Raw genomic sequence first — 12908 nt, 5'->3', positions numbered from 1 at the left:
TTAATACGCTTTATTTAACATCGTGCTGTATATTTTTTTTGTATTCTCTACATGTTCTTTAAATGACACCAGTCTAGACCGTTCATTTTCTAAAAAAGCAAGAACCTGTTTGTATAAGCCTGGCTTATACTTCTTATCAATTTCATCATCAAACGAATGTTCCTCAACTTTTACGCTGCCTTTCTCTTGGATAGACAACGATTCGAGCGGTTTAAGATAGATCCTTCTTTTGCGTGTTAACAATTCGATTGCCCATCGTCCTGCACTTTCCCAATTTGCCAAATAGGAAAAAAGCACCCCTTTTTCAGTAACACCAGCCCCTGCAAAGTTAGATCTATGATGCCATGAGATATTTCCTTCCTTAGAAAAAGCCTGCCAGGTAGTTGGCTTACCAGCAAGACTGAACGCGAGATCAACCACGTGGGTAGAGTTTGCAAAAAACCAATTTTCCTTTACACCTTCAGCTTTAACCAAAGGCTCTATTCTATGCGCCCACTCAGTAAACTCGAACTGTAAAGTTTCAAGTCCCCCATCCTGTTCTATCAGCTTCTCAGCTTCAAGCACAGACGCATAAAACCTTCTGTTATAACCAACATAAATTTCAGCGTAATAACCGCTTATCTCCTCTTCCTTATCAAGAAGTTCATTCATACTAATAGCAGCAGGCTTTTCAACAAGGACATGCTTTATGCCAGCATTCAGAAGTAACTCCAGGGTTGGCATCAAGGACTCGGTACCCGTAGCAATAATGACTTTTGTTTTAGGTGCCACTTGGTTCTCCTTCAGATATTTCTCAATACCTCCTGTTTGGGGTGAAACTCCTGTACTTTGCTTAAAGCTTTTTGCAGAACTTAGCCCCCGACCTACTACATCAAAATGAACATGGACATCCTTCAACACTTCGGTATAGGCAACTGCCATCGGGCCTGTCCCGATCAGTAATAGACTCATATTGCTTTATGTTATTGGGCATGTATTTGTCTGTAAGCCAGACAACAAATTATACTTTTCTACTAGTGCTTTAATATATGGCACATGAGTATGGTAGGCTTCTTCAAAAGTTGGCAAATCACAGTCCCCCTTTTCAAAGAGTTGCTCTGCTAGTTTAGTGGTTAAAGAACTCTGAAACTCTACAGGATATTCAGTTACTACTCCCCTGTTATCGTTTTCTGGGTCGATGTACACAATTTGATTACCGCCTCCTTCTGATACCAACCAACGATAGGGGCCTGCTGAAATAAAGCTCGTCAATAAACTTTGCTCACCTTGACTTGAGGTGACAGTGAACTGGCTGCCATCTTTCATAACCCCCTTTATCGTCCCTGTAAATTCAACATGCCCCACTCTTTTACTATCTAAAAGGTTATCATCTACCCATCCTGTATCAATCGTATCTATAAAGGAATCCGTCAGGTAGGATATTAGATCGAGAAAATGAATTGCATTGCAAGCTAAACCCCAATTGCCTCCATAAACATTTAAAGTAACGGGAGCTTGCACGGTTGAAACTCTTTCTTTGATCTCTTGATAATGACAAGCCATCCTTCTCGGATGATTAACCCAAACAGAAACACGCTTCCTTCGCAGCAGATCCTGTACCTCGTCATAAGCAGCCAAGTCTTGAAACAGCACCTTTTCCAAGATCAAGAATTTAACTTCATGAAATTGTAAAAGCTTTTTAACGATGTCTTTTCTTACCCCAGCATTAGTCGCGACAATAACTAAATCCACTGATAGGGGTAAGTCCTCCCAGTCAGAAGTTAAAATGACCTCATGCTGGTGCTCTACTTCCTCAGCTCTTAAACGGGCTGTTTCTAATGATTTGCGTGAAGGATCTACAACGTAGATCTTTTGGTGGACATGGTGTTTAAGTAGCCCTTGGAGATGCCTACTTCCCAATTGCCCTGCCCCAATAATAAAAGTAACTCTCATAGTAGTTCGTATACCTTCTATTTCTATAGAACAGCTTAAATAATTTTAGAATCGTTACACCATCAACAAAAACTTCTGTCTATTTGTGAATCTTGTCTAATAAGAAGCCTGTTTAAAACTTAATATGCTTGATGTCTTCCTGCGCCTTTTTAAAGTCTTCTGGCTTCCCAACATCCAGCCAGTACCCCCGCATGGGGTAGGAATTTACTTTCAGGCCTTTTTCTATCAGCAGTTCCATTAGATCCGTTGTATTGTAGAAACGCTCTTTCGGAATGTATTTCAACACCTCCTTCTTGATCAGGTAAATTCCTCCGTTAGAGTAATACGTGTAAGTCGGCTTTTCCTTAAAGCTTTTGACACTGGTATCCTCCGTTTCTAAAACTGCATACGGTATGTTAACACTATAAGGTATGGTCACTACAGACAGGGCAGCATCTTTTGCCATGAAGTCCAGGTAAAAGTCCTCATAGTCCAGGTTCGTGAGCAAATCTGAATTTGAAACCAGTACACAATCGTTCTGGAAATCATCTATTTTGCTTACTGCTCCCAAGGTGCCAAGCGGCTCATCTTCCCACACGTATTTTATGTTGACGTACTTTGACCTGCCATCGCCAAAATGCTCTTCCAGCTGCTCGCCCAGGTAGCGGACAGACAGCCAGATATCGTCGATGCCATAGCTGATCAGCCTGTCCAGGTTATGCTCTATAATAGGTTTATCCCCAACCTTAAGCAGGGGCTTAGGCACATTATCAGTTAAAGGCCTAAGTCTTTGCCCTCTGCCACCTGCCATCAGGACGGCATCAACAGGCAAGTAGGATTTTAAAAACCTAAAGTTGACAACATTAACGATCCGGCCTTTCTGGCAGAGTACCGGAATAATTCTAAAATCATTCTTCCGGTAGCTAATAACTTCTTCAATCGTATAGCCCCCCTTTTGGAGGAATCTCGGGTTCTTCTGCGTAAACTTGTCAACTGTGTCCTCCAGCGTAAGACCTTTTAGGAGGCCCCTCCTCACGTCTCCGTCTGTTAACGCCCCTACTAACTTTTCATCACTGTCTACTGCAAAAAGAATTGCATCGGCTGCCAATTCATCTAGTTGTGCCAATGCTTGCCTCAAACTTGCGTCTCTTGGGATTATATGCCTGTGGTAGTCCTTCATTCTGTTTATTCGTCTGTTTTATTTTTGATAAGCCCCGGCATGGATTTGCCGACACTTGCCTCTTATACTATGCAAGTGCTTTTCTGTTTTGCTTGGCGCGGGAAAAGCGCCCTATTCTGATGCAGGGGCTGCCTACAGCCCGATCCGTGTTTTATTGGTCTGAGCCTGTTACGGTATACTTCAACTAGATAGTTAAGCAAGACCACTCAGCCGTACACGCGGCTTCATTAGTTTATAATTTCCGTATTAGCAGCCCTTGCTCTGTGTACGGAAATCACGAAGAGGGGGTACAGCAATTGGCCAGACTTAAAGCCTTCTGGTTAATCACCAGGTTAACCAGAAAAGCGCGCCTTAGCGCAGATCAAAAAACTTCTTCTTTAGAAGCCCCTCTGTGTCAACTTCTTTCAGGACTCTTATGATCTCTTCAGAGGCATTCTTTTCCCCATAAGGGTTTTTCACCTCTCGTAGAGACGCTCTAAAACTTGTAGAAAAAGCCTTGCGAAGAGCTTCTCTTATTGCCGCATGGTCAGGGCTACAGGAGATCACGCTCTCGGCTTTAATGCGCCCCCGTTGCCTGTCGCCGATATCAATGGTGGCCTTCCTGAAACTAGGGGCTTCCAACAAACCACTCGACGAATTGCCCACCACCGCATCTACATGCTGCAGGGCAGACAAATACCTTAGTTGGCCCAGCGAGACAAAAGCGGCACTTCTATCAGCATGCGCTTTCACGTACTCATCTATCAGGTGTATGATCACCCGGCCATCGGTGTCGGCATTTGGTTTGGTGAAAATAAGATGGGTGTCCTCCAGCTCATCCAAGGCCCGAAGCAGCTCTTTAAACTGATGCGCTGCCGTAGCGTTTTCCAACGTGACAGGGTGAAAGGTTACCAGCACGTTTCTCTTCCCTAGTTTGAAGTCGATACTCTCCTCAAAGGCTTGCCTGTCCAGTAGTTCCAGCCTGTTAATATTTTCAATACCAAGGGCCCCCACATGATGCACGTTAGCCGGCTGCTCCCCGAGTTGGATCACCCGCCTTCTGTACTCCTCGGTGGCCGTAAAATGGATGTGCGCCATTTTGGTGATCGAATGCCGGATGGACTCGTCAAAAGCACCTTCGGTGGCTTCGCCGCCGTGGCAATGGGCAATAGGGATTTTACAGATCATGGCCGCAGTGGCAGCCGCGAAGATCTCGAAGCGATCGCCCAAGACTAAAACAAGATCAGGCTGCAGCTCCGTAAAGGCCTCCGAAAAGGAGATGACGCCCAGGCCAATGCTTTTGGAGATGCCCACAGATGAATCTGATGATAAGAGCACTTCCACCTTCTTGTCGATTTGAAAGCCATCCTCTTCAATTTGCTTGTAAGTAAGGCCAAACTCCGGCGACAGGTGCATCCCCGTCACGCACAGTTGCAGGTCTAGCGTATCATCTTCCTGTAGGGCTTTCAATGTCCAGTACAGCAGACCGTATTCTGCCCGTGTACCGGTTACTACGCATATTTTCTTCATGAGAAATCGGTATGTTCCACAAGCTCCCCTTCCTTTACCTCTCTTTTCAGGGTTTTACCCAGGAGGTCATCTATGCGCATAGGGCTAAAGCCAGTCGCAGGGCGCTTCGCAATGAAGTGACTTTCCTCTAATACAGTACCGGCAGGGTAAGCCTCTTTGTAGTACAGGCTCTTTCTGACCAGTGGTTTGTTTTGCAGCTCCGACGGGCTCGGCCTCTTTCTACCGTCTCCGCTCAGCGCCAGCTCTATGTTACGGATGGCCTGTACCATGGCTTTTAATTCAGCAGGCCCAAGGGAGGCTTTGTGGTCAGGGCCTGGCAGGTCATGATCCAGTGTGAAATGCTTTTCGATAACAGTCGCCCCTAAGGTGACGGCAGCTATCGGCACCTCAATGCCCAAGGTGTGGTCAGAGTAACCTACCTTAACCTTGAAAGCATCCCGGATCGTCAGCATGGCTTTTAAGTTCACATCGGCCATAGGGGTAGGGTACTCCGTGTTGCAATGTACCACCGTGATCTGGTCACGCTGCAACCCGGCCTCCTCCAGCACGTCCATCGCCTCTTCGACCTCCTTTAAAGAGGCCATGCCGGTAGACAGGACAACAGGCTTTCCCTTCCGGGCAACATGCTTCAGGTAAGGCTTATTGGTGATTTCACCGGACGGGATCTTGAAAAGATTAAGCCCCAGCTTATCCAGGAAGTCGATGCTGTCATGGTCAAAGCCTGTCGACAAAAACTTAATTCCTTTCTGGTCGGCATGCTGCTGCAGTTCATAATGGTCCTCCTCTGACAGCTCCAGCTTTTTTAACATGCTGTACTGTGTATCGTCACCTTGCCCGCTTTGGTTCTTCACCTGGTAGGCGGCCTGCTTGGCGGCTTTGCTCACCAGCTTATCGGCTTTGAACGTCTGGAACTTCACGTAATCTGCGCCGGCATCTGCTGCTACATTTATCAGCTGTTTGGCTAAGGCCATGTCCCCGTTATGGTTCACGCCGGCTTCAGCTATAATAATGGTTTTGCTCATTTAACTATTTCTTTAGCTGGGTTCCCCACCCATGTTTGATCATCGGGCACGTCTTTCAGTACAACAGCTCCGGCTCCAATCAACACGTTACTTCCGATACGGACTCCTTGTTTCACAACCGCATTGGCGCCTATAAAACTACCCTCGCCCACCGTCACATTACCAGCCAGCACAGCACCGGGGGCTATATGCGCAAAGTCCCCTATCCTGCACTCATGCTCCACGATACAGCCTGTATTGAGGATAACACCTGCTCCAACCGCCGCTAAGGCGTTCACCTTTACGCCGGCAGCCACAAAAGTACCTTCTCCTATCTCAGTTAAACCGGAAACAATAGCCGAAGGGTGGATAACCTGTGCCAGGGCTACCCCTTGGTTTTTCAGGAAGGACATGACTTTTTCCCGTATGCTGCACTCCCCTACACCTACGATTCCAGGAACACCCTGTTCTTTTAAGAGCCGTAAGTTATCCCGGTCCTGCTCGTATCCTAAATAAGGTATGCCAAAAGGGTTTACCTGCGCTTCCTCTTTCTCATAGTAGCCTACGAGTTGGTCTCCACATGCGCTGATAGCATCCGCTACCACATAGGCATGGCCGGAGTAGCCGAAAAGTGCAAGCTTCCTCATCTTTCTATTCTGACGCTACTCGGTACATTCACTAGCCGGTCCGCTACCAATTCGCTCTCTGTGACATCATCGTGCTGGCAGTTCCGGAACATGGGAAGCTTGTGCATCAGGGTCCAGGCTGGCCGGGACATCACGCCATTGCTGTTTGCCTCCTCTAAGAAAGCATCGCGGGCTGCCCTGTTCTCCAGCAACAGCGCATTGAGCCAGTAATTTGCTCGCGCGTCTTTGCCCTCCTCGCAAAACCTTACCTCTTTTACCTCGCTAAAGAAGTTTTTGTATTTTTCTGCCAGGTCGCGCTTATTATCCACAAAAGTATTTAGCTGTTCCAGTTGCGCACAGGCCAAAGCAGCATTCAGGTTGGGCATACGGTAGTTGTAACCAACATGATCATGATTGAACTCCCAGGCGTGCGGCACCTTTGCTTGTGTGGTCAGGTGCTTGGCAAGCTTTGCTAACTGTTCGTTGTCTGTCACAATAGCCCCGCCTCCACCGCAGGTCACTGTTTTGTTTCCGTTAAAGCTAAAAGTGCCCAGGAGCCCGAAGCCGCCGGTGTGCCTACCCTTGTAATAGCTCCCTAAAGACTCTGCAGCGTCTTCCACCAAAGAAATTTGCCACTCCTTACAAATAGCGGCTATCTTGTCTATTTCACAGGGAAGGCCATAGGTATGCATCGGCACGCAGGCAGCTATGCGCCTACCCGTTCTCTTGTTAATCGTTCCTGTTTCCCGCTTCTGCCCATGCTCCTGCAGGAAAGCCTCTAACTTATCTGCTGATAAGCCCAGGGTCTTTCTGTCTATATCCAGAAACACCGGATGCGCGCCAATGTAACTGATGGCGTTTGCCGTCGCAATAAAAGTCAGGTCCTGCGACAGCACCTCGTCGCCCTGCTTTACGCCGGCCACTATCAGGGCCATATGCAAGGCGGAGGTGCCGTTTACAGTGGCAACAGCATACTTTGCCCCAGTTATGTCCTGCATCATCTCTTCGAAGCGGTTCACATAGGCTCCCACCGAAGACACGAAAGTTGAGTCAATCGCATCCGTCACGTACTTCTTTTCATTCCCGGTAAACCTGGGCTCGTGCAAGGGAATAAAGTCCTGCCCAGGGAAAAGGCTTTTGATATATTCTATAATGTGGCTGTACTGGTTTGCTTGCCCCATAAATTTATGATCGCGTTTTTCGATGGGCTTATCTTAGATGTTGTAAATATCGGCCTTGTAGTGGCGTAGGTTTTCTTTGTTACTGAACCATTCGATGGTTTCTTTAAGCCCTTCTTCCAGGGTATATTTCATTTGCCAGTCGGTGTTGCGCCTGATCTTGCCGTTGGCCCCGTATAAACGGAACACCTCACTTTTCTGAGGGCGCAGGCGCACCTCGTCCTGGATGATCTTTGCCTGGGGGTTGATCTGGTCGATAATGCCTTGCGCCAGCTCCCCGATGGAGATCTCTGACTCGGTGGCGATGTTGCAGTCCTCGCCCATCAGGCTGTCTGACTTGGCGATCTGCACAAAGCCGTTGGCGGTGTCTTTCACAAACAGCAGGTCGCGTGTCGGGCTCAGGTCCCCGAGTTTGATCTCTGTCTTGCCTTGCAGCAGTTGTGTGATGATGGTAGGGATAACAGCCCTGGCTGACTGCCGCGGCCCATAGGTGTTGAAGGGACGAACGATGGTCAGGGGCAGGTCGAAGCTCCTGTAGAAGGACTCGGCAATGCAGTCGGCCCCAATCTTAGAGGCAGAGTACGGCGATTGTGGCTGACGCGGGTGTTTCTCGTCGATGGGAATGTACTGTGCGGTACCATACACCTCGGACGTAGAAGTAACCAATACACGCTCCACACCCAGGTCTTTCGCCGCCTGCACCACGTTTAGTGTTCCTTTCACATTAGTGTCGATGTAGCTGTCAGGTGAGTGGTAGCTGAAGGGGATGGCAATAAGCGCCGCCAGGTGAAAGACCACCTCTATGTCCTTCATGGCGGTGCGCACCCCGTTCGGGTCCCGGATGTCTCCGGCGAATATCTCGACCTGCGATAGTTTCTCTTGAGGAAAGTTGTCCAGCCATCCCCAACTATTGAAAGAGTTATAGTACACAAAGGCGCGCACTTTACAGCCTTCTTCTAACAAGCGCTCTACTAAGTGGCTTCCAATAAAACCATCCGCACCCGTTACCAGAACATGTTTGTTTCTTAATTCCATTTGGTTGAATTATGAGACGACTCATGACGCCTCGTTTGACTTAGCACTTTAGAAAACCACTGAACAATTAGATCTCACAGCACCATAGAATTTTTATTTGTGTTTGGCCTGATGAAAGAAGTAGCGCAATGCGAACGCTGGAACCATAACACACCCATTCTTGAGTTAAAGAACTGACAGCAAGTATGAGATGCAAAGCAAGCCATTTATCAGCATTTTAAAGTTAAATATCCTAAAATAGAAGAGTTCGGCCGTGAAACATTTGTACGAAGGGTTTTAAAAAGAATCTTTTAAAGATTAACTCTCGCGTTAGTGTTATTCCTCTCCTACCTTCAAGCTACACGCAGTTATAAAGCACTATGCGCTCCTTTCCTGTAGAAGTCGAGGGTTACTTCATTTATCTGTTCGAGCCGGAACTTCTTCCTAAAGTTTTGCAGGCTTTTCTCGCGCATACATTTTCGTAAAGAACCGTCCTCTATCACAGTCGCCAACTGCCGGGAAAATGCCTTGGCATCAGCTACAGGAAACATCAAAGCGTTTTCATTATTATTTACCACCTCGTGCAAGACGGGTATGTCGGAGCATACCACAGGGAGTGCCGCCGCCTGGGCCTCAATCAGTGCCCCTCCCAGTCCTTCATAGAGGGAGGGAAAAACAAAAACATCAGCGGCAGCCAGCAATTCCGGCACATCATGGCGATGCCCCAGCCAATGAATATTAGCCTGTAAGCCACTGTGCTTTTTCATAAAAGCGTCGATGTCCTCTGAAGCATTGCCCCTTCTCCCGCAAAATACCATCGTTAGCTTATCCCATACCGCCTGGTGCTCAGCATAAAGGTGCTGTAAGGCCTGTAGCAGGTAAATATGCCCTTTCTGGTACTCCTGCCTCCCTACGTGAATCAGCACGACCTTCTCCTGCTCCACGCCTAGCTCCGCTTGCAGCTTTCTTCTGCTTTCTGACCTCGAGCCCAAATGACTGTTCTCGTTGCGCCCACGATAGATGACGGACAGCCGTTCCTTGGGGACACCTTGCTGGCTCTGGTAGTGTTTTTCAACCTCCCGGGTAATGGCAATGGAGTGGTCTACTCCTTTAGGCCGGGTAAAGCGGTCTAAGTACTTGTACAGGTAAAAGCCTGCTTTGCCCACCCGAGGGTCCTTTAACCTGATAGGGTCATATGTGCAGTTCACCAGGCTTTCTACATGGTAGAAGGAGGCAAAAAGTTTTGCCAGCCTTACGCGTAAGTTTGACCTTATCAGGGTAGAATGGACTACCGTTGGCTTATACGCCTTTATGATAGCCGCTATCTCTCTGCTATTGCTTAGGAAGCTTCCCTGCTTTAAAAAAATCACAGGAAAACCTTCGCCTACGATTTCTCTTTCAATTCCTTCCTGCCGGTGCTCCAGCACAACAATGGAAAACGCTATTCCTTTTGCCCTGAGGTAGTACCAGAGGGTCGCGTTAGAGCGCTCTGCCCCACCGGTCCCCAGGCTATCCTGTACAAAAAGTATCTTCATGCTTTAATCAGGTATCCATACTGCTCTAGATAAGGGAGCGCAGTTCTGTTTATAAGCGAGACTTCTTCCTCCCGAAGCTTCTTCAGGCTCCTTTCGTTCATGTTCTGGATGCTGCTCTCTACATTGTGCACAGAAAACACCTGATCTTTAAAGCTGTTCCGGAAGGGCGCTACACCTATAAAATCTGTTATTTCACGCAGCACCACGTCCGGCTCTGCTGTAAACTCCTCATAGGTGATCTCATAAAAGTTGTCTGCTTTTGCTTTTGTCTCTGCAACTAGCTCCAGGCTTCTGGCCCACTGTTGGGCACAGAGTTCCAGGGGATAACGCTCCTCTACCCCGAACATAGGGTTGCCCGCCATAATAGCAGCCTTGCGGTGTATGCCCTCCGCCACAGCATAGCCGTTTCTGACTAGGTGTATGAAGTACACGTCTTTAAAGTACCGGTTAAAGAACCCGATGCGGGTGGTGTTGGCTATTGACTTTTCGAGCAGTACCGGTTTCTTTAAATCATAAAAATGAGACCAATGCCTTTTCACTCTTCTGGCCACTTCTGCAGCCTCTTCTTCTTTAACCTGCATTTCTTCTTCACAGGCGTGCCACATACGGCGCCAGGCGAAGTCCTCCGGGCGCAATAGCTTATCTGTTAGCATTACCCCTTCCTCCAATAAGGAGCTCATAGCCGGATGCGTAGAGAGCACTTGCTCTAAAAGGGTAGTACCTGAATTATAACACCCGATCACAAATACCCATTTTTTGTGATCGATGTTACTTCCTGTCGCATCAAGAAGTGACATAAACGCCTTATTCTTCCTGAAGCGTGCCACTAAACGGTGAAAAAATGGTTTATCTGCCATGGAGTACGTTATATATTTTTCTGCGGAAAGGCAACAGCTTCGTATGCCATCCGCTTAGTATAAAGTGCAGCTTACGGGCACTTGTCTGGTCTGTTACGCTTAGCCGGGATATGCGGTACGGGTCGAATATTTTATTCGGCAGCTTGTGGTCGAACAGGAAAGCGTAGTTTATTCCCTCTTCTTTCGCTACCCTTTCTGCTACAGGATTATAATTACCATTGGGGTACGCGAACAGGTCATAGCCTTTCAGCTGCCGCGCCTCAAAGAACTGCCTGGAGCGGCTAAACTCTTCCCGAAGCTCATCCTCGGTACACTGGTCAAACATGGGGTGTGTGTGGGAATGGTTCGCGATGATAACCCCTGCTGCCTGCATCTCCTGCAACTGTTCAGTGGTTAGCTGTGTTTGCTCCAGTGGTCGCTTAGAGGACTTATCCCGAAGTTGCTGCAAGTAGGCTAGCCTTTCGTGATTGGGCCAGGTTTTTACTTCCCACACCTTTTTCTCACCTTCCTCTGCTCCCAGCAAGTACACCAGTTCATCCCACCAGAAAGGTATTTTGGTGTCTACCAGCCCTGTGATCACAAACAGGATAGCCGGTACTTGATGGGCCTTAATCAGCGGGAAAAGATGGTGATAAAAAGAAATGTCTCCGTCATCCACCGTGATCAGAACATCCTTTCCCCGATAAATGTCAAAGTGAGCAGCAAGGTTATGCCGGGCGCTTATTTTGTGGTACGCCACTATCTTTTTACGCTGTATCAGGTCGTTCATCTTATCGCAGGCAAACAGAGTTAAAGGATCATACCCGCCGCTACTGTTTCGTTCGTGGTTTCGTCGATCAGGATAATACTACCCGTTTGGCGGTTCCGGTTATACGGATCAGCAAGCAAGGGTTTTGTTGTGCGCAGGCGTACCCGGCTGATCTCGTTCATCTTTATCTCCTTGTCGTCTTCTATGCGATGCAGCGTATTAATGTCCACTTTGTACAGCACTTCCTTGATCATGGTCCGCACCTCGTTTGTAGTGTGCCGCAACACATATTTCCCGCGCATGGCGGGCCCCTGCTCGTTCAGCCAGCACAGCATCACGTCCAGGTCTTGGCTTACCCTGGGCTGGTTATTTTCCCTGACAATCATGTCTCCCCGGCTGATGTCAATGTCATCCTCCAGGGTGATGCTGACTGACATAGGAGGAAAGGCCTCCTGCACGGGTCCGTCGTAGGTATCGATGCTTTTTATGGTGCTGCTAAAGCCTGAAGGCATGACCAGTACTTTATCACCGGGCTTAAACACCCCTCCCGCCACACGGCCGGCGTAGCCCCTGTAGTCGTGATACTCCTCGCTGTGTGGCCGTATAACGGTCTGTACCGGAAAGCGGCAGTCTATCAGGTTCTTGTCATTCCCGATGTGGATAGTCTCCAGCAAGTGCAACAGTGTTTCGCCCTGGTACCACTTCATCTTCTCGGAGCGGTTCACCACGTTGTCGCCGTACAAGGCACTGATCGGCACAAAGCGAACGTCCTTTACATTCAGCTTCGCGGCGAACTCTGTGTACTGCTCCACGATCTCCTCAAACCGCTCCTCTGAATAGTCCACCAGGTCCATCTTGTTCACGCATACCACAATGTGCGGGATTTGCAGGAGGGTCGCGATAAAAGAGTGACGGCATGTTTGCTCCACCACCCCCTTGCGGGCGTCCAACAGGATGAGGGCGAGGTTTGCCGTAGAAGCACCCGTCACCATGTTGCGGGTGTACTGTATATGGCCCGGCGTGTCGGCAATGATAAATTTACGCTTGGGCGTGGCGAAATAGCGGTATGCCACATCGATGGTAATCCCCTGCTCCCGCTCATCCTTCAGGCCATCTGTCAACAAAGACAGGTCCACGTGCTCCAGGCCCTTCTTCTCACTGGACCTCTTGACGGCCTCAATCTGATCTTCAAAAATAGACTTAGAGTCATATAACAAACGGCCGATAAGGGTGCTTTTTCCGTCATCCACACTACCGGCGGTTGTAAATCTTAATAGTTGCATAATGTTATGTTTTTGGGGAGCTTGTTTAAGGCTTGTTCTTACAGATCGAAGGATTAGTCCTAAACC

Annotated in this window: 12 protein-coding genes; all 12 read right to left on the bottom strand. The window is 48.3% G+C overall.

Annotated elements, in window-relative coordinates; all coding sequences use genetic code 11:
• The gene (locus CHB92_RS09010) at nucleotides 1–951 is read right to left on the bottom strand and encodes a Gfo/Idh/MocA family oxidoreductase (RefSeq protein ID WP_089318854.1); all 951 of its coding nucleotides are present in this window, start codon (nucleotides 949–951) and stop codon (nucleotides 1–3) included.
• A gap of 6 nt (nucleotides 952–957) precedes the next feature.
• Complete coding sequence (locus CHB92_RS09005; RefSeq protein WP_089318853.1) at nucleotides 958–1932, bottom strand: Gfo/Idh/MocA family protein; 975 nt, start codon at nucleotides 1930–1932, stop codon at nucleotides 958–960.
• A 112-nt stretch (nucleotides 1933–2044) separates the two neighbouring features.
• Nucleotides 2045–3091 (bottom strand): nucleotidyltransferase family protein, encoded by a 1047-nt coding sequence (locus CHB92_RS09000; RefSeq protein ID WP_089318852.1) that lies wholly within the window; start codon nucleotides 3089–3091, stop codon nucleotides 2045–2047.
• A 351-nt stretch (nucleotides 3092–3442) separates the two neighbouring features.
• A complete protein-coding gene (gene neuC, locus CHB92_RS08995; protein ID WP_089318851.1) occupies nucleotides 3443–4600 on the bottom strand; it encodes a UDP-N-acetylglucosamine 2-epimerase in 1158 nt (385 codons plus the stop codon).
• Nucleotides 4597–5622 carry an N-acetylneuraminate synthase gene (neuB, locus tag CHB92_RS08990; protein WP_089318850.1) on the bottom strand — a complete coding sequence of 342 codons (1026 nt, stop codon included), beginning with the start codon at nucleotides 5620–5622 and terminating at the stop codon, nucleotides 4597–4599. The genes neuC and neuB overlap by 4 nt, the downstream gene beginning before the upstream one ends.
• On the bottom strand, nucleotides 5619–6248 hold the full coding sequence (locus tag CHB92_RS08985) for an acetyltransferase (protein ID WP_089318849.1): 630 nt from the start codon (nucleotides 6246–6248) through the stop codon (nucleotides 5619–5621). The genes neuB and CHB92_RS08985 overlap by 4 nt, the downstream gene beginning before the upstream one ends.
• Nucleotides 6245–7408 (bottom strand): LegC family aminotransferase, encoded by a 1164-nt coding sequence (locus CHB92_RS08980; protein WP_089318848.1) that lies wholly within the window; start codon nucleotides 7406–7408, stop codon nucleotides 6245–6247. Before CHB92_RS08980 ends, CHB92_RS08985 begins: the two co-directional genes overlap by 4 nt.
• Nucleotides 7409–7441: 33 nt before the next feature.
• Nucleotides 7442–8440, bottom strand: a complete 999-nt coding sequence (locus CHB92_RS08975; protein ID WP_089318847.1) for an NAD-dependent 4,6-dehydratase LegB — start codon at nucleotides 8438–8440, stop codon at nucleotides 7442–7444.
• Between the two features lie 347 nt (nucleotides 8441–8787).
• Complete coding sequence (locus tag CHB92_RS08970; protein WP_089318846.1) at nucleotides 8788–9954, bottom strand: glycosyltransferase family 4 protein; 1167 nt, start codon at nucleotides 9952–9954, stop codon at nucleotides 8788–8790.
• Nucleotides 9951–10811 (bottom strand): sulfotransferase family protein, encoded by an 861-nt coding sequence (locus CHB92_RS08965; RefSeq protein ID WP_089318845.1) that lies wholly within the window; start codon nucleotides 10809–10811, stop codon nucleotides 9951–9953. Before CHB92_RS08965 ends, CHB92_RS08970 begins: the two co-directional genes overlap by 4 nt.
• Complete coding sequence (locus CHB92_RS08960; protein WP_089318844.1) at nucleotides 10801–11580, bottom strand: polysaccharide deacetylase family protein; 780 nt, start codon at nucleotides 11578–11580, stop codon at nucleotides 10801–10803. The genes CHB92_RS08965 and CHB92_RS08960 overlap by 11 nt, the downstream gene beginning before the upstream one ends.
• Nucleotides 11581–11600: 20 nt before the next feature.
• Nucleotides 11601–12896, bottom strand: a complete 1296-nt coding sequence (cysN, locus tag CHB92_RS08955; protein WP_258178995.1) for a sulfate adenylyltransferase subunit CysN — start codon at nucleotides 12894–12896, stop codon at nucleotides 11601–11603.
• Nucleotides 12897–12908 lie beyond the last annotated feature (12 nt).

Origin of the sequence: Pontibacter ummariensis (assembly GCF_900188175.1) — a bacterium.
GTDB classification, from domain to species: Bacteria; Bacteroidota; Bacteroidia; order Cytophagales; family Hymenobacteraceae; genus Pontibacter; species Pontibacter ummariensis.
The sequence above is the reverse complement of the archived record's forward strand: the minus strand, read 5'-3'. Positions and strand labels throughout refer to the sequence as shown.